Annotated in this window: 24 protein-coding genes; 4 read left to right on the forward strand and 20 right to left on the reverse strand. The window is 42.3% G+C overall.

What is annotated here, in order from left to right:
- Window positions 1-298 precede the first annotated feature (298 nt).
- The 11 genes from trxB to NST39_RS16940 form a co-directional block, all read right to left on the reverse strand.
- On the reverse strand, window positions 299-1,249 hold the full coding sequence (trxB, locus tag NST39_RS16890) for a thioredoxin-disulfide reductase (protein ID WP_034620189.1): 951 nt from the start codon (window positions 1,247-1,249) through the stop codon (window positions 299-301).
- A 233-nt stretch (window positions 1,250-1,482) separates the two neighbouring features.
- The gene (locus NST39_RS16895; protein ID WP_268453905.1) at window positions 1,483-2,874 is read right to left on the reverse strand and encodes a C40 family peptidase; all 1,392 of its coding nucleotides are present in this window, start codon (window positions 2,872-2,874) and stop codon (window positions 1,483-1,485) included.
- Window positions 2,875-3,237: 363 nt separating this feature from the next.
- Window positions 3,238-4,695: a tetratricopeptide repeat protein gene (locus NST39_RS16900; protein WP_341029400.1), complete on the reverse strand. Its 1,458-nt coding sequence runs from the start codon at window positions 4,693-4,695 to the stop codon at window positions 3,238-3,240.
- Window positions 4,696-4,825: 130 nt separating this feature from the next.
- Complete coding sequence (gene hisIE, locus NST39_RS16905; RefSeq protein WP_106066194.1) at window positions 4,826-5,455, reverse strand: bifunctional phosphoribosyl-AMP cyclohydrolase/phosphoribosyl-ATP diphosphatase HisIE; 630 nt, start codon at window positions 5,453-5,455, stop codon at window positions 4,826-4,828.
- Window positions 5,452-6,210 (reverse strand): imidazole glycerol phosphate synthase subunit HisF, encoded by a 759-nt coding sequence (gene hisF / locus NST39_RS16910; RefSeq protein WP_341029402.1) that lies wholly within the window; start codon window positions 6,208-6,210, stop codon window positions 5,452-5,454. Before hisF ends, hisIE begins: the two co-directional genes overlap by 4 nt.
- Window positions 6,207-6,944, reverse strand: a complete 738-nt coding sequence (hisA, locus tag NST39_RS16915; RefSeq protein WP_044139385.1) for a 1-(5-phosphoribosyl)-5-[(5-phosphoribosylamino)methylideneamino]imidazole-4-carboxamide isomerase — start codon at window positions 6,942-6,944, stop codon at window positions 6,207-6,209. The genes hisF and hisA overlap by 4 nt, the downstream gene beginning before the upstream one ends.
- The gene (gene hisH, locus NST39_RS16920) at window positions 6,941-7,588 is read right to left on the reverse strand and encodes an imidazole glycerol phosphate synthase subunit HisH (protein ID WP_065097969.1); all 648 of its coding nucleotides are present in this window, start codon (window positions 7,586-7,588) and stop codon (window positions 6,941-6,943) included. The genes hisA and hisH overlap by 4 nt, the downstream gene beginning before the upstream one ends.
- Window positions 7,588-8,172 (reverse strand): imidazoleglycerol-phosphate dehydratase HisB, encoded by a 585-nt coding sequence (gene hisB / locus NST39_RS16925; RefSeq protein ID WP_065097968.1) that lies wholly within the window; start codon window positions 8,170-8,172, stop codon window positions 7,588-7,590. The genes hisH and hisB overlap by 1 nt, the downstream gene beginning before the upstream one ends.
- On the reverse strand, window positions 8,169-9,458 hold the full coding sequence (hisD, locus tag NST39_RS16930) for a histidinol dehydrogenase (RefSeq protein ID WP_113768114.1): 1,290 nt from the start codon (window positions 9,456-9,458) through the stop codon (window positions 8,169-8,171). Before hisD ends, hisB begins: the two co-directional genes overlap by 4 nt.
- Window positions 9,455-10,096: an ATP phosphoribosyltransferase gene (gene hisG, locus NST39_RS16935; protein WP_003213329.1), complete on the reverse strand. Its 642-nt coding sequence runs from the start codon at window positions 10,094-10,096 to the stop codon at window positions 9,455-9,457. The genes hisD and hisG overlap by 4 nt, the downstream gene beginning before the upstream one ends.
- Window positions 10,089-11,264: an ATP phosphoribosyltransferase regulatory subunit gene (locus NST39_RS16940; protein ID WP_341029404.1), complete on the reverse strand. Its 1,176-nt coding sequence runs from the start codon at window positions 11,262-11,264 to the stop codon at window positions 10,089-10,091. The genes hisG and NST39_RS16940 overlap by 8 nt, the downstream gene beginning before the upstream one ends.
- A gap of 233 nt (window positions 11,265-11,497) precedes the next feature.
- On the opposite strand from NST39_RS16940, the gene NST39_RS16945 reads away from it, so the two are divergent.
- The gene (locus tag NST39_RS16945) at window positions 11,498-12,292 is read left to right on the forward strand and encodes a C39 family peptidase (protein ID WP_126740921.1); all 795 of its coding nucleotides are present in this window, start codon (window positions 11,498-11,500) and stop codon (window positions 12,290-12,292) included.
- Between the two features lie 60 nt (window positions 12,293-12,352).
- Here NST39_RS16945 and NST39_RS16950 read toward each other — a convergent pair whose 3' ends face one another.
- From NST39_RS16950 to hprK, 8 genes are all read right to left on the reverse strand, one after another.
- Complete coding sequence (locus NST39_RS16950) at window positions 12,353-12,991, reverse strand: DsbA family protein (RefSeq protein WP_126740922.1); 639 nt, start codon at window positions 12,989-12,991, stop codon at window positions 12,353-12,355.
- Window positions 12,992-13,034: 43 nt separating this feature from the next.
- Complete coding sequence (locus NST39_RS16955; RefSeq protein ID WP_126740923.1) at window positions 13,035-13,676, reverse strand: NAD(P)-dependent oxidoreductase; 642 nt, start codon at window positions 13,674-13,676, stop codon at window positions 13,035-13,037.
- 86 nt (window positions 13,677-13,762) lie between these two features.
- Window positions 13,763-14,191 carry an Rrf2 family transcriptional regulator gene (locus NST39_RS16960; RefSeq protein WP_003213266.1) on the reverse strand — a complete coding sequence of 143 codons (429 nt, stop codon included), beginning with the start codon at window positions 14,189-14,191 and terminating at the stop codon, window positions 13,763-13,765.
- A gap of 69 nt (window positions 14,192-14,260) precedes the next feature.
- On the reverse strand, window positions 14,261-14,779 hold the full coding sequence (locus NST39_RS16965; protein ID WP_106067319.1) for an acyltransferase: 519 nt from the start codon (window positions 14,777-14,779) through the stop codon (window positions 14,261-14,263).
- A gap of 1 nt (window position 14,780) precedes the next feature.
- A complete protein-coding gene (ppaX, locus tag NST39_RS16970) occupies window positions 14,781-15,431 on the reverse strand; it encodes a pyrophosphatase PpaX (RefSeq protein WP_065097960.1) in 651 nt (216 codons plus the stop codon).
- Window positions 15,428-16,372 (reverse strand): nucleoside recognition domain-containing protein, encoded by a 945-nt coding sequence (locus tag NST39_RS16975; RefSeq protein ID WP_044139376.1) that lies wholly within the window; start codon window positions 16,370-16,372, stop codon window positions 15,428-15,430. The genes ppaX and NST39_RS16975 overlap by 4 nt, the downstream gene beginning before the upstream one ends.
- Before the next feature lie 20 nt (window positions 16,373-16,392).
- On the reverse strand, window positions 16,393-17,217 hold the full coding sequence (lgt, locus tag NST39_RS16980) for a prolipoprotein diacylglyceryl transferase (protein ID WP_065097959.1): 825 nt from the start codon (window positions 17,215-17,217) through the stop codon (window positions 16,393-16,395).
- A gap of 11 nt (window positions 17,218-17,228) precedes the next feature.
- Window positions 17,229-18,161 carry an HPr(Ser) kinase/phosphatase gene (gene hprK, locus NST39_RS16985; protein ID WP_003212943.1) on the reverse strand — a complete coding sequence of 311 codons (933 nt, stop codon included), beginning with the start codon at window positions 18,159-18,161 and terminating at the stop codon, window positions 17,229-17,231.
- A 177-nt stretch (window positions 18,162-18,338) separates the two neighbouring features.
- On the opposite strand from hprK, the gene nagA reads away from it, so the two are divergent.
- From nagA to NST39_RS17000, 3 genes are read left to right on the forward strand one after another with little or no spacing between them, the layout of a single operon-like run.
- On the forward strand, window positions 18,339-19,529 hold the full coding sequence (gene nagA / locus NST39_RS16990) for an N-acetylglucosamine-6-phosphate deacetylase (RefSeq protein WP_341029407.1): 1,191 nt from the start codon (window positions 18,339-18,341) through the stop codon (window positions 19,527-19,529).
- The gene (gene nagB / locus NST39_RS16995) at window positions 19,529-20,254 is read left to right on the forward strand and encodes a glucosamine-6-phosphate deaminase (RefSeq protein WP_341029408.1); all 726 of its coding nucleotides are present in this window, start codon (window positions 19,529-19,531) and stop codon (window positions 20,252-20,254) included. Before nagA ends, nagB begins: the two co-directional genes overlap by 1 nt.
- 24 nt (window positions 20,255-20,278) lie before the next feature.
- Window positions 20,279-21,004, forward strand: coding sequence for a GntR family transcriptional regulator (locus NST39_RS17000; RefSeq protein WP_341029409.1), 726 nt, complete (start codon window positions 20,279-20,281; stop codon window positions 21,002-21,004).
- Window positions 21,005-21,033: 29 nt separating this feature from the next.
- On the opposite strand, the gene NST39_RS17005 is transcribed toward NST39_RS17000, so the two are convergent.
- The gene (locus NST39_RS17005; RefSeq protein WP_341029411.1) at window positions 21,034-24,891 is read right to left on the reverse strand and encodes a metallophosphoesterase; all 3,858 of its coding nucleotides are present in this window, start codon (window positions 24,889-24,891) and stop codon (window positions 21,034-21,036) included.
- Window positions 24,892-24,984: the final 93 nt, after the last annotated feature.

Raw genomic sequence — 24,984 nt, forward strand, 5'->3', positions numbered from 1 at the left:
CAATGAACATGCCCCTTCTTCACCGAAATCAGACCGAATTTCGTCTGAAAGAAGTGGCGGGCAATTTTTCTACTCTTTATTTTACAGCAACTAATGGTTCTCCATGCGTCATTTGTGAACATCTCATGAATTTCTGATTTTAAGCAAAAAAAAGGACACGGATTCTCATCCGTGCCAAACATGTATTCCTTATAAAAGGGGGTCAATTACTAGTTTTATCATAACGGAAAATTGTTTCACCCGTGTTACATTCCAGTTAAAAGCCCATGACGCTATATTAAGGATTTACGACAGCCTTTTATTTCGTTGCTTTGAGCTTTTCAGCAAGCTCTTCTACATAATGCTGTGCGCTTTGTGCGGCAATACTTCCGTCACCTGTTGCTGTCACAATTTGACGGAGTGTTTTTTCACGAATGTCACCAGCGGCGAAAATGCCTTCCACTCTCGTTTCCATTCTTTCGTTTGTTTCGATGTAGCCTTCTTTATTTGTAATGCCGAGATTTTCAAATGGTTTAGACAGTGGCAGCATTCCGATATAGATAAAGGCGCCATCTGTTTTAAAGTCTTCTTCTTCACCAGTCACCGTATCAATCAAAGTCACACTGCCGACTTTACCGTTTTCTTCATTAATTTGTTTAACGGTTTTGTTCCACATGAAGTCGATTTTTTCATTATCAAAAGCACGTGCTTGTAAAATGCTTTGTGCACGAAGCTTATCGCGTCTATGAACGATCGTTACTTTTGACGCAAAGCGTGTGAGGTACACACCCTCTTCTACCGCAGAGTCTCCTCCACCAATGACGACGAGCTCTTTGTTTTTAAAGAAAGCACCGTCACATACTGCACAGTAAGAGACGCCTCGGCCGCCAAGTTCTTTTTCACCTGGTGCACCGATTTTTTTGTATTCCGCACCTGCTGCAATAATGACAGAGCGTCCTTTGTATTCTTTCGAACCGGCTTTGACGATTTTGTACTCTTCACCGTCTACGATTTCTTTGATATCGCCATATGCATACTCAGCACCGAATTTCTTCGCATGGTCAAACATTTTATTTGAAAGTTCTGGCCCTAAAATGCTTTCAAAGCCAGGATAGTTCTCGACATCTTCCGTATTAGCCATTTGACCGCCTGGAATCCCTCTTTCAATCATCAATGTTGAAAGATTTCCACGTGATGTATAAACAGCGGCTGTCATTCCGGCAGGTCCCGCTCCAATGATGATCGTATCGTAGATTTTTTCTTCTGACACAACTGTCACTCCCTCTTCAATTACTGCTAGCATTTCTTATTAGAATGCCCTTGGGTGATGCTTCCATTCATGACAGAAAGCATCCATCCCACTCTTAGTTTTATTCCTTACCCATATCCTATTAAATCTGTGGATAATAAGCGAATCATTTGCTCATATCTTCAAAAAAAGAAAAAGCTTCCTTAAACTGCTGTTTAAGGAAGCCTGTTTACGGTTATATAGTAAGTAATGATTTATTCAACGACTCTTCTTACAACGCCATTGAATGCTTTTTTCCAGTAAACATTGCTCATAGAGTCAACTGAAACACCTCGAGAGCTGTTATCGTTCAAGAATGTACCATTTCCTAAGTAAATACCAACGTGTCCATTTACTTTATACGTATCAAAGAACACAAGGTCTCCGCGTTTCATGTCAGATGCACTTACAGCTCTTCCTTTACCTACAAGCGTATCTGTTGTTGTACCGCCAACTGGTCCAAGGTTGATGCCTGCTGATGCAAATGCCCAGCGAACGAATGAAGAACAGTCAAAACGACGTGCGTCAATATCAGCTTGAGATCTGCCGCCAGCCCATTTATATGGAGATTGTCCAACAATGGTAGAACCTGTGCTGATCGCACCTTCGATTCCGCCTACGTTACTGCTAACAGGTGATCCACCGCCAGTAGATGGCTTCTTGCTTGGTGAACTGCTGTTGTTGTTATTATCGTTGTTATTTGAAGATCCACTGTTACTGTTATTTGAAGACGGTCTGCTGTCGTTCGTTGAGCTGTTGTCTTCTGCTTGAACACTAGCTTGACGCTGCTGTTGTCTTTGTACTTTTTCTTCTTTAGCTTTTTGAGCTGCTTCTCTTGCTTCTTTTTCAGCTTGTTTTTGAGCAGCGATTGTTGCGTCTTTTTCAGATGCAATGCTGTTAGCCTCACTGTTTAACTCGCTGATTTGAGAAGAAGCACTTCCCTTTTGCTTTTTCACTTGCTTGAATAGCTTGTCTTTTTCATCAAGCTGTTTATTCAAGTCTGTTTGAAGTGTTTCAAGCTTTGTAAGTGTCTTTTGAACATCTTCAAGCTTTGTGTTTAATTCGTTTTCAGACTTTTGAAGCTCAGCTTTGTCTTTTTCTTGCTCTTTAATGATTTCGCTGTCTGCGTTGATGAGTGTAGATACTGCACCTGCACGGCTGATGAAATCGCTAAAGCTTTTCGCTCCTAGTAATACATCTATGTATTTCGTAGAACCGCCGCTTTCTTGAAGCGCACGTACACGCTTTTTCAAAAATTTGTTTCGATCTTCAATACGTTTTTCAGTATCAGCAATGTCTTTTTTGAGTGCATTGATTTCTTTTTTCGTTTGTTCATTTTCTTTTTGTTTTTCTTCGATTTGATCACTTGTTTTTAAAGCTTTCTCGTCAATTTCTTTTAGCTTTAGTGCAAGTGCCTCTTGTTTTGCTTCAAGCTTTGAAAGCTCATCTTTTTTCTTTTGAAGGTTTTTGTTGACCTCAGATTGCTTGCTGTCCAGCTCTTGTTTCTTTTGTTCAAAGTTCTGTGCGTTTGCTTCATGAGTAAATGGGATAAATAAACTGCTCGCTCCGATGACCGAAGCTAAACCGAAAGTAATAAACTTTTTCACGAATAGTTCCTCCTTTGACAATTTCCAAGCGACATGAGAAAGCAGCAAATTCTCTGCGACCAATCTGTGCTATCTATGTCTTTCTTCCTGATTGATCAGTCAGATGTTGACCAGATTGTTTCTATCACTAGGTGTTTCATTATGTATAGTAAAATATCTAAATATATGTCTTTGTTTTAATCCACGATTTTCATTATACATGAGACATCGACAAAATGAGCTAATATTTTTATTACATTTATGTTTCAAAAACATGTCGTGATTGTCATACTTCGCCAAATCCTTGCAAATCCCACCTTTTTATCCAAGAAAAAAGCATGACCTTTTCGGCCATGCTGCAATCTTCTAAATCTATTTACCTATTCAATCAATTAATGTACAAATGACTTGTTCATATTTAGACAGTGTTTGAACACTGATTTGAAAAGAGGATGCAATCTCTTTTTTGCTCATAGATTCTTCTTGCTCCTGCATCCATAAATAATAAGATGCTGCTGCCCATGCAGGCGCATTTTTCTTATCTACGCCAGAAGCACGTGCCTGCTGAATAATATGGAATAACCAAAAATAAGGCATATGGCTGTCAGGCTGAACAGCTTCTTCCAAGCTGGATGCCGCCTGTTTTGCAAAAACCGCATCTTCTGAAAAAGACCGTTCTTCCATTTCATCTTCGTATAAGAGCAGTTCAATGAATTGCTGTTCAAAAGCGGTTTTCGCTGCGCGTGCATCAAGAACAGATTGAAGAACATCACGTTCCCCTTTTTGTTTGCTTACATAGTACGCCGTCAGCCGCTCCTCAATGGAGACCATTGGCTCAGTCTCCTCAGGTTTATCCTGCCACGGCTTGATTTCATCTGCATCGATATCTTCTTCGACCATCTTATCCCAAACCGTCTGTGCAAGCGTTTTGTGACCTGTATAATAAGCTGCGCTTGCGAGCCAGTATAAAAATGTACTATCTCCCTGAAAGCCTGTTTTGTACAAAGAATAAAGCCATTTAAAGGCCCATTCAAATTCTCCAACTAGGGCAAATGTTGCGCCAAGCTTATAACGCTGTTCACTTAATATTGGATACACGTGCGTTAATTGCTTTGCTAACGTATTGACCTTTTCTTCTTCTTTTTCATAATGATAGAAGACAAGCTGGTTGCAAAGGGCATGCAGATTACCCGGATTTTCATCTAAAACCCGGTTCAGCATCTCTTTCGCCTGATGGATTCGACCAGAATAAAAATAGGCCAATGCGAGATTATTGTACGCTGACCAAAATTCTGGATACTCAACAATCATCTGTTCCAGCATCTCAATGGCTTCATCAAGCCTGCCGCTTTCCAGCAAGTGATTTGCTTGATCCTGCTTCACAATCAGGTCATCCTGATCGTAAGGAAAATCTTCGTCCTCTTCGTCACTCATATCGAGCAAGTCGAGAAGGTCATCATTTTCATCTGCAAATTCCCCGTTCTCTTCTAATGAAGCATAGGCAGTCGCTGACTTATATGCCTCTTGAAAGAGTCCTAGATTCGCATAATTATTGGCTTTAAAATAGTGACACTCAGACATATTTTCATCAATATGTTCAAGGATGAAATCAAGCAGTTCATTTGATTGTTGGAAATGACCCATTTCAGTATAAATAATAGCAAGCTGTGACAGCATTTCTACATTTTCAGGCTCAAGTACAATAGCCCGCTGTATTAGCTTACTCGCTTTAGATAGATTTCTTTCTCTATAAGCTTTTAGACCTTTATGAAAAAAGTAATGCCCATCTTGGAATAGCTGGACGACTTGTGTGTGATTATTTTGAGAAGTGTATTTACTCACTGATACCCTCCATTTCGAACAGTGTACCGTGTGTAGTATAACATACTTCAAGAGTCGTCACATAGAACAAAAGAAAAGGAAGGATTTGTTTTTCACTCAAAAGTAAAAAGCCAGAGGTGCCCCCGGCTTTTCACTCGCCTTGATGACGTTTTTTTAATACTTTTAATACATCATCAAGCGGCAATTGCTGTTCACGTAATAACACAAGCAGGTGATACAGAAGATCGGCTGTTTCCCATTTCAATTCTTCTTGATCCCGGTTTTTTGCTGCAATGATGACCTCTGACGCTTCTTCCCCTACCTTTTTCAGGATTTTATCGACCCCTTTTTCAAATAGATAGGTTGTATAAGCGCCTTCTGGCATTTCTGCCTGACGTTTCGCAATCACCTGTTCAAGTTCATTTAAAATTGCAAAACGATCCTGCTCTTCCGTTTGACGCTTCACGCCTTCTTCCGAAAAGCAGCTATAGCTGCCAGTGTGGCACGCTGGTCCACTTGGTGAGACAAGAATAAGCAGAGCATCCTTGTCACAGTCATATCGAATGGATGTGACTCGCTGAGTATGTCCAGATGTGGCGCCTTTGTGCCAAAGCTCGTTTCTTGATCGGCTGTAAAACCATGTTTCCCCTGTCTCTAGTGTTTTTTCATAGGATTCTTGATTCATATACGCCAATGTCAATACTTCCTTGCTTTGAGCATCCTGTACAATCGCAGGTATCAGGCCTGCCTCATGAAAGGATAATTCGTTTGCCTGTTTCATCTGACCTTCACCCCGTGTTCTCTCAAGTATGTCTTTACCTCTTGAATTGAAGTCTCTTTATAATGAAAAATGGAAGCTGCTAAAGCTGCATCCGCTTCTCCTTTTGTAAATGCCTCCAGCATATGCTGAGCATTGCCAGCACCTCCCGAGGCAATGACAGGTACGGTGACAGCTTCTGACACAAGCTTTGTTAATCGATGATCAAAGCCCTTTTTCTCACCGTCGGCATCCATACTTGTCAGCAAGATCTCTCCTGCCCCCCTCAGCACGGCTTCTTTTGCCCAATCGCTAACCTCTATATCCGTTTGACGGCGCCCTCCGTGTGTATAAACCATGTACGCTTTTTTCTCTTCATCGTACTTTGCATCTATTGCGACGACGATGCACTGGGAACCAAAAAAATCAGCACCTTCTGAAATCAATTCTGGTCTTAAAACTGCCGCTGTATTCACAGATACTTTGTCTGCACCCGCTCTTAATATGCGCTTCATGTCTTCAAGGTGGTTAATTCCCCCGCCTACCGTAAAAGGGATGGCAAGAGTGGACGCCACTTGTTTGACCACATCTACTATCGTTTTCCGGCCTTCATAAGAGGCAGAAATATCAAGAAAGACGAGTTCATCCGCCCCTTCCTCATCATATATCTGCGCTAATTCTACCGGATCACCAGCATCCTTTAAGCCGAGGAATTGCACCCCTTTGACCACACGACCTTCCTTCACATCGAGACATGGGATGATTCGTTTTGTCATCATACGCGGTCAAGCCCTTCAATTGCTTCAGCTAAAGTAAACCGCTCCGTATAAAGTGCCTTTCCAATGATCGCACCAGAAACGCCTGACTGTTTTTGTGCTGACAGCTTTTGGAGATCGGCTACCGAACTGATACCGCCTGAAGCAATGACTTGTTTGCCAGTAGCTTCTGCTAAGCGAACTGTACTTTCTACATTAGGACCAGCCAGCATGCCATCCATTTGAATATCCGTGAAAATAAAGACCTCCGCGCCTTCCTTTGCCAATTCTTTGCCGAGTTCCTCTGCCTTCACTTTCGATGTTTCAAGCCACCCCTCAGTCGATACGAATCCATTTCGCGCATCAATGCCAATCGCTATTTTCTCCCCATATTGCGCAAGCATTTTTTTCACAAAGGCAGGATTAGAAACAGCCGAGCTGCCAAGGATGACTCTAGCTACACCATTGTTTAAATAAAAGGCAACGTCTTCTTCCGTCCGAATGCCGCCACCAATTTGTACATTTACATCTAAGGATGAAGCAATCGCCAGCACATGCTCATGATTGACGCGATTCCCCGCTTTCGCACCATCTAGATCAACGAGATGAATCCACTTTGCTCCTTCATTTGCAAATCGCGTCGCCATATCGAGCGGCGAATCTCCATAAATGGTTTCTTGATCATAATCTCCTTGCACGAGCCGTACACATTTGCCATTTCTCATATCAATCGCTGGATACAATGTAAATTCACTCATTTGTTCACCCTCTGTTCGTTTGGTTCGTTTGCTAATTGAATAAATTGTTTGAGGAGCGCCATGCCCGTTGTACTGCTTTTTTCAGGGTGAAACTGTGCGCCTAGCACATTTCCCTTGCCGACAACTGCGGGTACTTGAACGCCATAGTCTGCGCTTGCTAATTGCTCTTCTGGATTCATATCCCTCACATAATAAGAGTGAACAAAGTACGCAAATCCTTCGGATACCCCGTCAAACAATGGGGAGGGCTGATGAAATGTGAGCTCATTCCACCCCATATGAGGCACCTTCAGCCTTTGCCCATCCTGGTCACGATCCTTTAAAAGAACGACACGCCCTTTTAGCAGCCCCAAACCTTTCGTACGCCCTGCCTCTTCGCTTTCTTCAAATAACAGCTGCATCCCAAGACAAATGCCAAATAGCAGCTTTCCTTCCTGCACTACTTGGTGGATAAACGCCTCAAGCCCTGTCTGTTTTAACAGCTGCATCGCATCACGAAACGAACCGACCCCAGGCAAAATATAAGCATCTGCCTTTTTGAGCTCCTCCACATCAGCGGAGACAATATAACGGGCACCTGCTCGTTCCAGTGCTTTTGATACGCTGAACAAATTTCCCATTCCGTAATCAATGACTCCGATCATTAGAGCATCCCCTTTGTCGAAGGAATCCCTTTCACACGTGGATCAATGGTTGTTGCTTCATCCAAAGCACGTGCCATCGCTTTAAAAATAGCTTCAATTATATGGTGCGTATTGCTTCCATAGTGAACAATTACATGAAGGTTTATACGAGCTTCTAACGCAAACTTCCAAAGAAACTCATGTACGAGCTCTGTATCAAAGGTACCGACCTTTTGACTTGGAAAGGCCGCTCTCATTTCCAAATGAGGACGATTACTTAAGTCGACCACGACCTGGGCAAGCGTTTCATCCATTGGAACAAAGCTGGACCCGTACCGCTTAATCCCCTTTTTATCACCTAACGCTTCCTTAAACATTTGCCCAAGCACGATGCCGATATCTTCTGTTGTGTGGTGATCATCAACATCTGTATCTCCTTTCGCATCAACAGTCAAATTAAAGTGTCCATGCTTCGTAAATAGATCGAGCATGTGTGTCATAAAAGGGACATCTGTTTGAATATCCGCTTTTCCTTCCCCATCAATCTCTAACGATAATGAAATATTCGTTTCATTTGTTTGTCTCGCTGTTTCCGCCTGTCTCATGACGATTCCCCCCGCTTTCTCGATTCAATCGACCTTGCATGTGCTTCGAGCCCTTCTAACCTGGCAAAAGCCGCAATGCTATCCCTGTGTGTCTCAAAGGCTTCTTGACTATATGAAATAATGCTCGTTTTCTTTTGAAAATCGGTCACACCAAGCGGGCTAGAAAATCTAGCTGTTCCGTTGGTTGGCAGCACGTGATTCGGTCCTGCAAAATAATCTCCCACCGGCTCAGGGCTATAACGCCCTAAAAAAATCGCCCCTGCATGCTTGATTTGACCAAGAAATGATTCTGGAAATGCTGTCAGCACCTCTAAATGCTCTGGCGCTAACTGATTGACGACGTCTACTGCACGATCCATGGAATCTGTCACGTATATACGGCCATGATGTTGTATGGATTGTGCAGCGATTGATTTTCTTGGCAAGGTGTCCAGCTGCGCTTGCACCTCAGCTCGCACATTTTCAGCAAGTGTCTTAGATGGGGTCACCAAAATACTAGATGCCAGCGCATCATGCTCTGCCTGAGAAAGTAAATCGGCCGCCACCTCATGTGCTATGGCCGTGTCGTCTGCTAGAACCGCAATTTCACTTGGACCGGCAATCATATCAATGTCTACCTGACCAAATACTTCCCGCTTTGCCAGTGCGACATAGATGTTGCCTGGACCTGTGATTTTATCAACAGGCTGGATGCTTTCTGTTCCATAGGCAAGTGCCGCAATCGCCTGTGCACCGCCCATTTTATACATCTCTGTAATACCGAGCTCCTTCGCAGCAACGAGTACAGCGTCAGAGAGGTAGCCGTCTTTCCCTGGGGGTGTCACAAGGACAATTCGCTTAACACCAGCGACAAGCGCCGGAATCACATTCATTAAAACAGATGATGGATAAGCAGCTGTTCCGCCGGGGACATACACACCAACTGCATCAAGTGGTGTCACCTTTTGTCCGAGCATCGAGCCATCCTGCTGGTGATAAAACCAAGAGGAGGTCAGCTGACGCTCATGGTATGTGCGAATATGACGGATAGCCGTTTGGATCACTTGAATCATGGCTGGGTCCAAACGTTCGGAGGCTTTTGTCATTTCCTCGTCTGTGACAAGCGGATCTTCAAGCAGCACCCCATCAAATTGCTTTGTAAAAGACTGTACCGCTTGATCACCATTTAGCCTCACTTCTTGTATAATCCGCTGAACAGCCAGGCGCTGCTCTTCCGTGCCTGTATCTAAAGTCCGTTTGAGCGAGAGTGTCTCTGTCTCACCTTCTTGTATGTAGGTGATGTTCATGATGTTTCCTCCCCTTCAATGATTCTTGCAAGGCGCTGCGCCATTTCATCGATCACCGCATCCTTCATCCGATAGCTCACAGGATTGACAATAAACCGTGATGTAATATCACAAATATGCTCCGTTTCAACAAGTCCGTTTTCCTTGAGTGTTTGACCTGTAGAGACAATGTCTACAATACGATCGGCGAGTCCGATGAGCGGTGCTAATTCAATGGAACCATTCAGCTTAATGATCTCTACTTGCTCCCCTTGTTCTCTAAAATAGGAAGATGCGACATTTGGGTACTTTGTTGCCACACGTGGTGCAACACCGCCCCAGCTGGCTCCCGGCAATCCGGCAACCGCTAAATGGCATTTACTGATGTTTAAATCAAGCACCTCGTACACATCACGAGCTTCTTCGAGCATGACATCCTTTCCTGCAATGCCAACATCTGCTACACCGTGCTCTACATAAGTCGTCACATCCATTGGCTTCGCTAAAATAAAGCGGAGGTTTTCTTCCGGTACATCGATGATTAACTTTCTTGAATCCTCGAATTCCTCTGGCAGTTGATATCCTGCCTGCCTTAACAGCCCTGCGGCTTCTTCAAATATTCGGCCCTTTGGCATCGCCATCGTCAACACTTTACCCATTTTGCTCTCCCTTTCTAGCGCCGATAAAATAAGTCACCTGCTCAAATACCTTGGTCATCGCGTCAATATTTTCAATCCCTGCTAAGTCTTGCAGCACGATCTTTTTCCCTTTTGACCGCTCCTTTTCTGCAAAAGCAAAAGCTTCCAGTCTTTGTTCTTTACTAAAAATCACTGCCTCCTGCGGTTCATTGATTTCTTTTGCATCAAGTGCTTCAAGCAGACGATCTAATCGAAGTCCGAATCCTGTAGCTGGTGCAGGTGCATCGAAATGAGCAAGCAATTGGTCATATCTGCCGCCACTTCCGATGACTGACCCAACATGATCTGCAAATACTTCAAACAAAATACCCGTGTAGTAGCTCATATGACTCACCATGCTTAAATCTAGACGGATATATTCTGTACAGCCGTAATCTTCAAGTGTCTCCCAAAGCGACTTTAACTGCGTAAGCACCTCTTTTCCTTCTTGTGAAACGACGATGTCCTCTGCCCGCTCTGTGACTTCCTGGCCGCCTCTTAACTCTAAAAGCTGTAACAGCCTCGTTTTATCGATGGAGGAGAGTGGCAATTGCTTCACATGCTGACGGTATCCTACATAATTCTTTTCATATAAGAATCGGCGAAGAACGTTTGCACGCTCTGTATTTCCCAGTGCATCTACAAATAACGTCTCTGCTAAAGCGACATGCCCAATCGCGATTTTGAAGGACTTGAGCCCAGCATTTTTTAATGCGAATACGACAAGCGCGATCACTTCAGCATCTGCACTAATCGAACCGTCTCCAATTAACTCAATTCCGACCTGCTCAAATTCTGATGGCCTCCCGCCTTCTCTTTCCTGTGCCCGGAACACATTGGCCGCATACCCAACGCGAAGTGGATACGCCTGTTCATGAAGCTTTGATGCTGCCACTCTAGCAATAGGTCCCGTCATATCAGGTCTGAGTACAAGGGTTTGCCCGTTCTGATCTAACAGCTTAAAGAGCTGTGTATCTGTAATCGCCGATTGAACACCGACTGTATCGTAAAATTCAAGCGTTGGTGTTTCCATCAACCGGTAACCCCAACCATTCATGACCTCTGTTAAGGAATGTCTCACTTTTTTCTTCGTCTCATACAATCCTGGTAATGAATCCCGCATACCATATGGTTTCTCAAACATAAACATGTTCTTCTACACCTCCAACACATTAAAACAAAAAATTCCGAATCCTTTAGTTCGCTAATATGATAACATGCTAACAAAATAAAGTAATTAAATCAATCATTTTTATTTTCTCTCTATTTTCATGAAAAATTTGTGGAATTATTACATTCAAGTGACACCTGTCTCTTTTCTGCATGTTGGATGAAAGAACGTGCTATAATACATAAAAATATTGAATAACACAGGAGATTACAGTGAAGTTCATCCAGACATTAATCTTAACTTTGTTGTGCGCATGCCTTGTTTATTTCGGCTTTATATACGTGACACAAATCGACCAAGTCAAGAAGACAGCTTCACCACACGAAGCAGCCAAAGAAAAAGAAAACGATACGGCACTCGCAGCTGAAGAAACACGATTAACGAAAAAAACAGATACCACCTATTCTTCCTTAAAAGGAAGCAAAAAAGCCATGGACGTCATCCTCTACAATCAAATGGATGCCCCAAAGCTTTATAATGGATGCGAAGTCACAAGCTTAGCGATGCTTCTTCATTACAGCGGCTACGAGCAAGTGACGAAAGACACATTGGCAAATGAAATTAAACGTGTTCCACTCAATTATGAAAATGGCTTAAAAGGAGACCCACATGACGGGTTTGTAGGCGATATGGAGAATGGACCAGGTCTTGGTGTATACCATGAACCTATTTATCAGCTTGCGAAAAAACATGCGGGCGCTCAAGTCGTCGACTTAAGCGGAAAACCTGTCAAAAAGGCCATCTATCAATCACTTGAAAAAGGGTATCCTGTTTGGGTGATTACCACATCCACCTTTGACAAAATAGATAACATCGAAACATGGAATACACCAAATGGCAAAATAGATGTAAGCTTTAATATGCATAGCGTGGTCATCACAGGCTATGACAAGGAGCATGTCTACTTAAATAACCCATACGGAGAAAAGAATCAAAAAGTCGATCGCGATCAGTTTGAAGATTCTTGGGAACAGATGGGCAGGCAGGCGATTATCATTAAAGCCTAGAACAATTTCTCTTTGAAAACATGAAAAACCATCCTCTATCCGAATAGAGGATGGTTTTTTTCATGATGATGCTTCTATGATTTCCTTCAGGCGCTCCTCAAGCTTTTCAGCTGTCATCGCTCCTCCGCCTACACTGAAGTATTCATCCCCTTTTTTTAATAAAAGGGTAGGGTATCCATTCACTTGAAGTTGATGAACCTTCGCAAAGTCGGCATACGCATCATTGAAGACTTCTTTTGTTTTCATTCGTTCAATGACGGCATTAGGATCAAGATAATGTGCCAGAGCAATCTCCTGATACGTTTCATCATCGCTCAGGCTTTTTCCGTCTTGATAAAAAGCCTTTTGCATCGATGCTGCCAAGTACAATGCACGATCTGGAGCAAAGGATCTTAATGCTGAAAACCCAATGGCTGCAGCCTCAGAGTCTAAGAGAAATGTCCCGTTTGCTAGCAGCTTCTGATAACGTTCACCAAACTCAACGCCAGTTAGCTGACTGATCCGTTGATTTGCTTCTGATATATGTGGATATTCCTTTATTGGAAGACTTCTTTCTCCTACAAATAAGCCGCCAGATACGAGCGTCAGTGACATTTCAGGATGGTTCTCATGCAAAGTACGGATACTGTTGGAAAACCCATAACACCAGCCACAATACGCATCCCATACATAAATGAGAGACAATTCTTGATCATTCATACGTTAAACTCCTCACTCATCGTTTTTAGCGGCAACGAATCACTTATTCTGCTTCAGATACAACGGTAAAACGTTCTCCAACATGGGCAGACTGCTCAATTTCATCGACAAGCGCAATGGCGTAGTCGGCATAGCTCACATAGCTGTCACCTTTAGAATTGACAATCAGTTGGTCTTTCCCTTTCACATAAGAACCTGTGCGTTTGCCAGCTGGATCAAAGAATGCAGCAGGGCTGAGGAAAGTCCATTTGAATCCTTCGGTTTGTTGAAGATCTTTTAGGTTTTCACCTTGCTGTGAAGCAGTAGGCACATACTCCTTTGGAAATTCTGGTGTATCAACAAGTCTTGTTGTTTTGGCTTCATCAACAAAAAGACTGCCCGCTCCGCCCACAACGATTAAACGCGTATCAGATACCTCTTTCAAAATATCAATCAGCTTTTTCCCTGCCTCTACGTGAAGGTGCTCTTGTCCAGCAGGTGCGCCAAATGCATTGACGATAACATCAAAGCCTTTGATGTCTTCTGCTTGTAAATGAAACACATCCTTCTCAATAACAGCTACGGATGAACCTGTCACTTTTTTCGCATCTCGAACGATGGCTGTTACCTCATGTCCTCTTGATTGAGCCTCTTTTACAATTTCCTGTCCTGCTTTACCTGTAGCGCCAATAATACCGATTTTCATATGAATTCCTCCTGTAAAATGATTTTATTTGATAAACAAAGATGTAACCAATTCAGTTACAACAGAGGTAAAAAAAATTGAATAGATCATCCAATTTTTTTGATTAACACCTGCGTTAGTTCACTTAATTTGATCTCAGCAAGCACTTGCTCCATCGCACTTTGAGCGCGGCACAAGATTAACTCAAGCACAGCCTGGATATTTGCACCGATCGGACAGTCAGGATTTGGGCTTTCATGGATTTGAAACAATTCTCCCTCATCCACCACTTCAACCGCTTTATACACATCAAGCAGCGTGATATCGTCTTCACTGCGGTTCAGCTGAGAACCGCCTTTGCCAAGACTCGTTGAGATTAAGCCTGCTTTTTTTAATTTACTCATAATACGGCGGATGACCACTGGGTTTGTATTCACACTTCCCGCGATATCCTCCGATGTCTGTAATGATCCTTTTTCAAGTGATAGCAAGGCCAGAATATGGACAGCGACAGTAAATCTGCTGCTGATTTTCATGTTTTCTCACCTCTGTTGTAATCATTATAGTTACACCATAACATATTGTCAACAAAAAAGTCTGCCGAGCTACTCAGCAGACGTAGATTGACGTGCTTTCATTTCTTCTTTCGTATAAATCATGCGCATTGGATTTCCTCCAACAAATGAGCCTGCTGGAACATCCTTATGAACAAGTGTACCAGCCGACACGATCGCCCCATCCCCAATGGTCACACCAGGTAAAATGGTGGAATTGGCTCCAATTAAGACTTCATCCCCAATATAGACTTCCCCAAGTCTGTATTCTTTAATCAAATACTCATGGGTCAAAATGGTTGTGTTATAGCCAATCACCGAATTTCGACCGACCGTGATTTTCTCAGGAAACATGAGATCCACCATGACCATTAAGGCAAACGCTGTATCTTCGCCGACCTTCATACGAAGAAAGGTTCGGTATATCCAATTTTTCATTCCCATAAAAGGCGTGTACCGTGCGATTTGAATGAAAATAAAGTTTTTCACCACTTTGAAAAAGGGGACCGTCCGATAGACTTGTCGTAACGAATTGACCCCTTTTACAGGATAACGATCTGTTTTTCTCAACTCAATCAGCTCCAACAATCGCCAGGAGATCACTCATTTTCTTTAGCATAAAATCAGGGCGATGCTTTAAAAGGGCCTCTTCTCCCTTAATTGACCAAGCAACACCTGCTGTTTTTGTCCCCGCCGCTTGACCAGACAAAATATCGTGATAATTATCGCCAACCATCACCGCTTCATGTGGATCACTGCCAAGCTTGGATAATGCCAGCTGGACAGGCTCCGGATGCGGCTTTTCATTTTGGACATCATCGAGCGTCACAATCACCTCAAAGAATGGCTCTAAACCGGTCAGCTTCAATCCCATTAACACTGTGTCACGTATCTTTGTTGTGACAATTCCAAGCTTAAATCCTCGATCCTGCAAGACTTTCAATGTATCTATAACAGTCTCATATTCAGTCACGAGCAGATCATGCTGTTCATGATTAAACGTACGGTACATCTGAATCATGTCATTCGTTAGATCAGGGTCCATCGCAGAGAATGTATCAAATAATGACGGACCAATGAAATGGAGGATCTCTTCACGGCTGTACTGACCAGGGTAATAATGATCAAGCGTATGTTGAAATGAAGCAATAATTAATTCATTCGTATTGATTAATGTGCCATCTAAATCAAACAGCACGGTGTTAATAGTTGATTCGTTCATATGGCTTCCTTTCTAACAGCTGCGAGCTCGCGCTTTCGCCAAATATAGCTAATGGCAGCTGTTAATAAAATAGCAGATATCAGGCGGATGACAAGAAGCGGCCACACAGGAATCCCAAGTGGAATAAATATCAGCGTGTCTTCGACCACTGCATGGCAGGCAACAAGGAAAATGAAAGCAAGGGTTAAATCTTTTTTACTCACGCCGTCCTCTTCCACTGCCTTCATCATCACGCCAGCTCCGTATGCCAGACCAATGGTTAACCCAGCGACCATCGTCATCGACGTATTTTCTTTCATTCCAAGCATTCTCGTAAATGGAGACAGCCACTTAGACAGCGTATGGAGCCATCCTAAATCTCTCATGAATTGAATGATGATCATGAGAGGGATGACGATACAGGCGAGCTGGAGCACACCGAGTACGGCTTTTTGTAAAGCGAGAAGGACGATCATGTACCAACTGGAAGGCACATCAGCCGTCTGAGCTGCTGTCAGCAGTCCATATTGTGCCGGCTCCTGGCCTCCCTGCCAAACGAGATGAATGACAATAGCCGAAATAACAGCAAGACTGATTCTGACAAGCAAAATGACAGACACTCTCAGTCCAACCTTTGCTGCCACAGTCGATTCGATGATCAGGTTATGGCAAAAGGACAGCATCACGGCCAAAATAAACACTTCCTTCACAGGAAGATCTAGTGTCAAAATGGCAGCTATGCCCGCATACAAATTCAGCACATTTCCTAATACAAGTGGAATGGCCGCTTCTCCTGAAAGACCAAACAACCCCATAAATGGCCGTATGAATCGAATGATCCAATCCATAACAGGCGTATGCTGCAAGATACTGACGAGAATGGTAACTGGAAAGATGACTTTTCCAAGTGTCCAAGTTGTCGATAGCCCTGCTTTTAAGCCGTTTTTCCATGTATCCCCCATCTCTTCTGATCCCCCCTGCTTTAATTCGATGAGTTGTTCTCTTTATACGGAATCGATGCGTACCCTTTTATTCTTCTAAAGATCATCAGCAGAACAGCCACTACAAAAATGGCAATCGAAATCATTTGAGCGATTCGAAGATGTTCTGTCAGCATCAAACTGTCCGTTCTCATACCTTCTATAAAGAAACGACCGATTGAATACCAAATTAAATAAGACAAGAAGATTTCGCCTCTGCGCATCGATGTTCTACGTAATAAAATCAAGATCACAACACCGGCAAGATTCCATAATGATTCGTATAAGAACGTTGGGTGATAATACGTCCCATCAATATACATTTGATTAATGATAAACTCAGGCAAATGCAAATTCTCTAAAAAGGCTCTTGAAACAGCCTCACCATGCGCTTCCTGATTAATAAAGTTCCCCCAGCGTCCAATGGCCTGCGCTAGTAAAATACTAGGTGCTGCTACATCGGCTATTTTCCAGAAGGACACCTTTTTCACTTTTGCAAATACGATCGCTGTCAGCACAGCACCTATCAGCCCGCCATGAATGGCAATTCCGCCATGCCAAATCTTAATGATTTCATTTGGGTGCTGCTGATAGTAATCCCATTCGAAGGATACATAATAAATTCGTGCACAAATAATCGCTATTGGAATGGCAAATAAGATTAAATCAATAAACGTATCTTTATTGATTCCTCTTTTCTCACATTCTCTCAGTGCGAGCCAGAGTCCTAGTAAAGCTCCGATCCCAATGATCACACCATACCAATGAACCGAAAGAGGTCCGAGCTGAAAAGCAATCGGATCAATTGGCTGAATCGCTTCGTTCATATAGACAACTCCTATTCATCTTGGCCATTGTCTTCAATGACATCGGCTAGTTTACTTGTAAATTGTTCCGCCGCATTATGTCCCATGCGTTTTAACCTGAAGTTCATCGCAGCCACCTCAATGATAACCGCTAAGTTTCGACCAGGGCGGACAGGAATGGTCAGCTTCGGTACATCTGTATCGATGATTCGCATCTTCTCTTCTTCAAGTCCTAAACGATCGTACTGTTTGCCTTGTTCCCAAAGCTCAAGGTTCATGACAATCGTAATTCTCTTATAGCTTCTGACAGCCCCAGCTCCAAATAAGGTCATCACATTAATGATGCCTAATCCACGGATTTCTAAAAGATGTTCAATCAGCTCTGGTGCGCTTCCGACTAACGTATCCTGATCCTCTTGACGGATTTCCACGCAATCATCTGCGACCAGCCTGTGTCCTCTCTTCACTAATTCTAAGGCTGTTTCACTTTTTCCTACTCCGCTTTTTCCAATTAACAATACACCTACACCATATACATCAACGAGTACGCCATGAATCGCGGTCGTAGGTGCAAGCTTGCTTTCTAAAAAGTTGGTCAAACGACTCGAAAGTCTTGTCGTTTTTAGGCTTGAACGTAACACAGGTACACCATTTTCATTTGAAGCTTCAATTAATTCCTTCGGCACTTCACGATCTCGTGACAAAATAATTGCAGGGGTAATATCAGTACAAAGAGACATCATTCTCTGCTTTCGTTCGCGTTCTGGGAGCTGTTCAAAAAAAGAAAGCTCTGTTTTCCCTAAAAGTTGAACTCTTTCTTTTGGGTAATATGTAAAATAACCAGCCATTTCAATACCTGGTCTGGAAAGATCACTGATTGTAATGGGACGATTAATCCCTTCTTCCCCACTTACCAGTTCAAGATGAAATTGTTCCATTATGTCCTTCGTACGAACTTTCGGCACGCTTCTTCCTCCTTTTATCACAGGCGATTCAGAAATACAGCTCTATTTTATCACTTTCAATGATGATCCCAAAACAGTATTTTATCCTGATCCTGTTTCCGTTCATTTACTGGTATAGACAACTATACTTAAAAAGGGTAAACTAAGTCAAAGACAATGACTAAAGGGGGCACAATCATGAGCAACTCTTTATTGCTCTCCAATATTCATATTGTGACAAAGACCGAAATGATTGCAAACGGTTTTGTCGGTTTACGCGGCGGCAAGATTGACTATATTTCAACAACACCACCGACAGGAAATTATGAAAAAGTATATATTTCCCGGGAAAACTTTTATTTACTTCCCGGAATGATTGATATTCACATCCATGGCGGATATGGAGCAGATATGATGGATGCGACATCAGAAGCCATGAATACACTCGCTGACAACTTACCATCAGAAGGAACGACAAGTTTTTTAGCCACAACCATCACTCAAAACCATCATGAGATAGAGCAAGCACTTAAAAATGTCGCCCAGTGGAAACAATACAATGAAGAACAAGCAGGCGTTCAGGCACAATGTTTAGGTATCCATCTTGAAGGTCCTTTTATTTCTAAAGATAAAGCAGGGGCACAGCCTGTTCAATGGATAAAGCAGCCCGATCGCCCTCTTTTTGAAAAATGGCTGGATGCTTCTGAACAGCTTATTCGAATCGTCACGTTCGCACCTGAGGAAGACCCTGATTTTGCTTTTCTTTCCTTGTTGCAAGAAAAAAACATTATTCCTTCTATTGGACATACGAATGCCCATCATGACATGATTGAATTAGCAGCAAAGCATGGTGCACGCCATGTCACGCATCTTTATAATGCACTGAGTTCGTTTCAGCATCGTGAACCAAACGCTGTAGGAGCTGCTCTTACAAACAAGGATCTCCATACTGAGCTGATTACGGATGGGATACACTCCCACCCACTTGCCATCAAGCTGGCGTATTTGGCAAAAGGAAGTGATCGTTTAATGATGATCACAGACTCGATGCGCGCAAAAGGACTTGGAAATGGCACGTATGAGTTTGGGGGCCAAACAGTCACAGTCAGCGGCGAAAAAGCTTTACTGGCAGATGGTACACTTGCAGGATCAATTCTGCGAATGAAAGATGGCGTCAAACGAATGAAACAGATCACACATTGTGAATGGACAGAGATAGCAAAGATGACCTCAACTAATGCAGCCATTCAGCTAGGACTTGATCAGCAGCTTGGTTCGATTGAAGTTGGAAAACAAGCAGACCTTGTGATCTGGGATGAGTCTGGTGAACTAATGATGACGATCTGCCATGGACAAATCGTCTTTGAGAAAAAGGAGGCCAACCACTAATGAACATCATTGAATTTGAAGATAAAGAACAATTAGGAAAAGAAGCAGCAGCCCTGATCGCGCGCACAATCGCTTCTAAACCAGATGCCGTACTCGGCCTGGCAACTGGCGGTACACCTCTTGATACGTATCAAGAGTTAATTCACCTTCATCAATCACACCAATTGTCTTTCAAACAAACAAAAACAGTCAATTTAGATGAATATGCAGGGCTTGATCCAGATCATGAAAATAGTTATATGACCTATATGAAACGTCATTTATTTGATCATATTGATCTTCCACAGGATCAGTATTTCCTTCCAAATGGCGCTACACCTGATTTAGAAAAGGAATGCTTAAGATATGATCAGCTCATTCAAAACATAGGCGGCATCGACCTTCAGCTTCTTGGAATCGGTCAAAATGGACATATTGGTTTTAACGAGCCCGGTACTCCGTTTAACTCAAAGACTCATGTCGTGCAACTAGATGAAAATACCCGGCAGGCCAATGCAAGATACTTTTCTTCTATTGATGAAGTGCCTACACATGCCATCACCATGGGCATTGCGAGCATTCTTTCTAGTAAAAAGATTCTCCTTCTTGCATCAGGAAAATCAAAAGCGAAAGTGATACAATATTTAGAACAGACTGAGATACATCCAGACTTCCCAGCATCTGCTCTGAAACTTCATGAAGATGTGACGATTTTGATTGATCGAGAAGCTGGTTCACTACGCTAAAGCTAAGCACGAGAGGATTTTCACATGTTTATTGATAAGCAGTCACCTATTCCGATGTACCATCAGATTATGGAGAATTTGAAAAAACAGATTGAGGATGGAACATTAGCACCTGATACACTCATTCCTTCTGAAAGAGAATATGCCGAACGCTTTGGTATAAGTCGAATGACTGTCAGACAAGCCTTATCGAATCTTGTGAACGAAGGATATTTGTATCGACAAAAAGGAAAAGGCACCTTTGTGAGCCGAAAAAAATTTGAACAGCCGCTTCAAGGTTTAACAAGCTTTACAGAGGATATGCGTCAGCGTGGTCTTAAAGCTTCAAGCCAGCTGATTGACTTCACAAAAACCGTCTGTCCAGATCACTTGTTGCCTGTCTTACAACTGTCAAATGACGATGCTATATATGAACTCAAACGGATACGCCTCGCAAATGATGAACCGATGGCGATTGAAACGAGCTATATCCCTGAAGCATTTGCAGGAGATTTAACAAGGGAACATTTAACTGGCTCTATATATGAATATATAGAGACTCAAACAGGCCTTACAATTGCTCATGCAAAACAAGAGCTTGAAGCGAATGTTGCTTCAAATGAAGAAGCACACGTGCTGTCTATTTCAACAGGCGATCCCGTGCTCTCAATCGCAAGAACGACTTATTTTCAGAATGATATTCCGTTTGAATATGTTCTTTCCGTTTATAGAGGAGATCGTTACAAGCTCATTCATACAATGGAAAGATAAACAGTGCCCTTATCAAAGGAGCACTGTTTTTATTTCCTAAGAAATGTTGCTTCACGATCATTTTTTGTATGAATTTTCCATATAGGTGAAATCGCTTTTCCTTGAAAACGATCTTTTGCTACGGTGTACCAATAATATTCTTCATTTGGCTTTAAGCCTTTCCACTCAAAGCTTGCTTTTTTGCCGCTTTTTACGCCGCGCGCCTCTCCTATCAAAACATTTGTGTACACATTGAGTTCAAAATAGTTGGTTTTGACAGATTTCATTTTTGGTGTCAAATCCACATCGATTGAAAATTCATCTTGATCTCCATACGTTTTAGGATCGTAGAAATGCTCTTGATTCATGTAAGGTGAGTATGTCGTAAAATGAAGCTGGTTTTTTTCTTGATCGGCTGTTATCAATCGCATAAACCCTTGTCCACCTTCAGGTCCTGACTGATAATCAGCGAGTATTTGATATACTTTCCGGTCTACTTTACCATCATTGTCATCGTCAAGCTCATCTACTTTCCTGCTCGCTCCGTGATAGTGACCGCTAAATACTGCCACAATATTAGGATGGCGCTTCACTACCTGATGGAAAATGAGGTCGCCAATCGGACTGCGGTTGCCACTGACCAACAAATACTCATGGAAATTTAAAATGACAATACGGTCTGGATGCTCAGAAATCACACGGTTCAACCAATCAATTTCATCTTGCTTAATCCCCCAGCCCATGTATACCATCATATAATCATTGCCACCGGCAGAGATGAGATCATAATGACCTCGATTGTTTTGATAGGATTCACCATAGTACGGTTTATTTGCAAAGCGTTTCTCCCCGAAATATTTCCCATATTCCGCATAAAAACCGTCCTTATGTCGAACATCATGATTTCCTGCTAAAACTCCATAAGGAATTTGATGCTCATCTAACACACGCATAAACGTATCAGCACGATGCCATTGTTTATCTTTTGAATCATCCACAATGTCACCTGTATGGAACACATATTGGATGTTTAACTTTTCTCTCTGGTCTCTGATCCACTCGACCATTTGTTTAAAGATATGAGGATAGCTCTTTGCATAATATTGTGTGTCAGACATCCAAACCATCTTATATGGCTTTTGCGCTTTGCTGATTTCATCCTGTACAAGCAAATCAAACGTATGATTCTTCATGTACTGTCTGACTGACAGCAGTCCTTTCAGGTAAAATTCTTTTTGATCTTTAGCAAAATGATGAGTGATTTTATCCCACTTTTCTTGCTGATGATTCCAGGCATACATGGTTACCTTTCTCCCTGACAATGAACTCCCTTTCCACATCGCCTCGACGACATCCTTTTCACGTACATCTTGATGAACCTTGATTTGAAAACGATGATAGGGAAAACGATGTAAATCCTTCGTTTCAACTGACTTACCATCAGCAAATGCAATGCGATTCCTTTCTTGATGAGAAAAAATCATTTCTCCTTTTTCGTTAAAGCTCTTTGGCGGTTCTGTCTCCGCTGCATATTTCAAAATGTTCATTGATGGATGCAACGATGTATATTGATAGGCACGGTAAAAGGAATAATCCAGCTTATCATTCGTTGGGTCCTTGGTGAGCACAGTTTGCTTTGACGATTTCATTTTCGTCTTATCTGCTACACGTTCTGGTGGCTCAGGGTGTTCATGCACCGTCTTGAATTCCTTTTTCACCGTCGTCATGTTCCCTGCTGCATCTTTTGCTTTAATTGTCAACGTGTGTTCCCCCGGGTTTAATTCGCTAGAGGACGTCTGGTATGGCAACGAAATTGGCTTGCCATCTACATATGCCTTCATCTCCTCTATGTCACTCCAGCGATCCATTACCTTTGCTTTTAACGTAAAGGCTCCTTTATATGGATCCTTTGTTTGGACATTGGTCTTAATTTTTGGACCTGTATTATCGACCATCACATGTACAGATGCATGCTCGTCTGAGGTTTTGGCCTCAATCAGGTGCGGCCCCTCTTTCAACCTTCTTGTATCCCACTTCATAAACGTTGAAACATAAGCTTCTTTTGGTATTTCAAATTGAAATGTTCTGACCTTTTTGGCGTTACCACTGTCTCCCATTCTCCATTCTTTTTCCGGCTTTGCATTGATTGGAGGAATTTGAGTTCCATTCGACAAAATCATCCGGACGTTTTTTAATTCAAAATCATCGTGATTCTCTCCAGGCAGCCGATCAACTGGAGAAGATTTTGTTCCAGCATGGAAGGAGATTGTTTGGAGACCTTCTTTTTTCATCTCTGCTTCTGGTATTGGCATTGTATAGGTACGATACACTTTTGTCGAATCATCAAAAATAGAAAGTAAGTGCTTACCTATGGACACACCATTTTTAAAATATAAATTTGTCCCTTTGACATCAAATGCAATATATGGATCTGCTTCAAGGGCAGAAAACACTTGCTGATTCCGCTTTCCATCTATCAATAATTCAATGCTTTTTTTCTGATCAGACGTTGCTTTTAATGGAAATAATCCTGAAACCGTATCTCCTTCTTCTACATTGAATCGAAGGCCATGAGCTTTGCTAACTTGCTCCACATCAATTATTTTTTTCATCGTCATTGCTGTATTTTCACCGTCTGACGCTTCAAGCTGATATTCCAATTGTTCTTTACCAATCAACACAGGTGAGTAAATAATATGATGAAATAACCGGTCGTTATGATCTTTTTGAAGCAGTATCTCCTTAAAATCATCTTTCCGATTTGTTCGATAGCGAAGCTTGACGGTTTTGACGACCTGATCATCCTGTACATCTGCTTTAATCTCTATGCTTTCAGTTGGTTTCACTGGTTTTCTCACTGTCATATCTTCAATCACAGGTTTATGGATATCTTGAGAAATTTCTTTTTTCTCAGATGGAATTTGTGCTTTTAGCACTTTTCCAGGCGTAGGCTCTTCTTCAATTTTGGAGATCAGCTTCATTTGCGAAGTACCGTCCATTGGATATTTGAATAGCAAAGATTTATGCTCACTAAACCATGAAGGCTTTAAGCGAAATGCTGCTGATGAAATCTCCTCCCCTATATTTGTTGTGATGGAAACAAGACGAGATTTAGAGTTGGACAGCCCTTTGCTTTCGATGACAGATACATGCTCTCCCTCTTTTAATTGACTTTTGTACATAGCATTGAAGTCCGCTACAGTTAAATGCTCCTGTCCTTTTTTCCTCAGCCAGAAAACATACGGTTTTCCAGGTGAAAGAGTGACTGGATTTGTGTGAAAGGAATACACATCATCCATTTCAGTTCCTTGTGCAGGATTGCGATAGCGAAGCTGATAATGTTTAAGAGAGATAGGCTCATGTGTTGTGTTATACACCTCAATAAATTCAAATGCATCTTTGCCTTTGCGATTTTTTGAATTGACAACAATTTCTGTGATGACTAAGTCCGGAATGCGCGAAAGGTCCTCTTCAAATCCATTTAAGTGGACAGATTGTTCTGCCGTTTTGATCACGGACTTTTGCGTAAGAAACTCTGTATAGTAACGAACGGTTGAATTCCATAATTGATCTGGCGGAATTTTCGCTGTAAATTCTGGCTTCATACCTGGCAGCCGTTCCATTGGGATCAAACGGTACCCTAGCTCATCACTTTGTTTATAATACAAGTTCGCAGACAAAATTTGTTCCGGATCCGTAATTGACGCACGAAACTGGAGATCACGGCTTTTTTCCCCTAGAACTGGACGGACATCCACATGAAAGGGATCAAAGATAATAGGAGAAAAAGGCTTGTCCGGTATATTGACTTGTGTTTGAATAAAAGGCCCTGCTGAAGCAGGCTGATTGAAACAAAAAAGAATGATAAAAAAACATAAAAGCATGATTTGTCTGCTCATGTTCACCATCGTGCACCGCCTCCCTTCGGATATTGTGTCTCCTGAAGGAAGTTTTTATGTCAGATGAAACGGAGAAACGATACAAAATGGGTCAAAAAAAAC

The sequence above is a fragment of the Bacillus sp. FSL W8-0645 genome (assembly GCF_038007905.1).
In the GTDB taxonomy this organism is placed as follows: Bacteria; Bacillota; Bacilli; order Bacillales; family Bacillaceae; genus Bacillus; species Bacillus pumilus.

Bases quoted from the DNA above. Each gene is read 5' to 3' on its own strand.
- hisA (WP_044139385.1), bottom strand. From the start codon at position 6,944: ATGAGTGAATTTACATTGTATCCAGCGATTGATATGAGAAATGGCAAA.
- hisF (WP_341029402.1), bottom strand. From the start codon at position 6,210: ATGATGACAAAACGAATCATCCCATGTCTCGATGTGAAGGAAGGTCGT.
- NST39_RS16940 (WP_341029404.1), bottom strand. From the start codon at position 11,264: ATGTTTATGTTTGAGAAACCATATGGTATGCGGGATTCATTACCAGGA.
- NST39_RS16975 (WP_044139376.1), bottom strand. From the start codon at position 16,372: ATGGGGGATACATGGAAAAACGGCTTAAAAGCAGGGCTATCGACAACT.
- hisG (WP_003213329.1), bottom strand. From the start codon at position 10,096: ATGGGTAAAGTGTTGACGATGGCGATGCCAAAGGGCCGAATATTTGAA.
- ppaX (WP_065097960.1), bottom strand. From the start codon at position 15,431: ATGAACGAATCAACTATTAACACCGTGCTGTTTGATTTAGATGGCACA.
- nagB (WP_341029408.1), top strand. From the start codon at position 19,529: ATGAACATCATTGAATTTGAAGATAAAGAACAATTAGGAAAAGAAGCA.
- NST39_RS17005 (WP_341029411.1), bottom strand. From the start codon at position 24,891: ATGGTGAACATGAGCAGACAAATCATGCTTTTATGTTTTTTTATCATT.
- lgt (WP_065097959.1), bottom strand. From the start codon at position 17,217: ATGAACGAAGCGATTCAGCCAATTGATCCGATTGCTTTTCAGCTCGGA.
- hisIE (WP_106066194.1), bottom strand. From the start codon at position 5,455: ATGAAACAGGCAAACGAATTATCCTTTCATGAGGCAGGCCTGATACCT.
- NST39_RS16950 (WP_126740922.1), bottom strand. From the start codon at position 12,991: ATGAATGATCAAGAATTGTCTCTCATTTATGTATGGGATGCGTATTGT.
- hisH (WP_065097969.1), bottom strand. From the start codon at position 7,588: ATGATCGGAGTCATTGATTACGGAATGGGAAATTTGTTCAGCGTATCA.
- NST39_RS17000 (WP_341029409.1), top strand. From the start codon at position 20,279: ATGTTTATTGATAAGCAGTCACCTATTCCGATGTACCATCAGATTATG.
- NST39_RS16955 (WP_126740923.1), bottom strand. From the start codon at position 13,676: ATGAAAATCGGTATTATTGGCGCTACAGGTAAAGCAGGACAGGAAATT.
- hisB (WP_065097968.1), bottom strand. From the start codon at position 8,172: ATGAGACAGGCGGAAACAGCGAGACAAACAAATGAAACGAATATTTCA.
- hisD (WP_113768114.1), bottom strand. From the start codon at position 9,458: ATGAACATCACCTACATACAAGAAGGTGAGACAGAGACACTCTCGCTC.
- nagA (WP_341029407.1), top strand. From the start codon at position 18,339: ATGAGCAACTCTTTATTGCTCTCCAATATTCATATTGTGACAAAGACC.
- NST39_RS16960 (WP_003213266.1), bottom strand. From the start codon at position 14,191: ATGAAAATCAGCAGCAGATTTACTGTCGCTGTCCATATTCTGGCCTTG.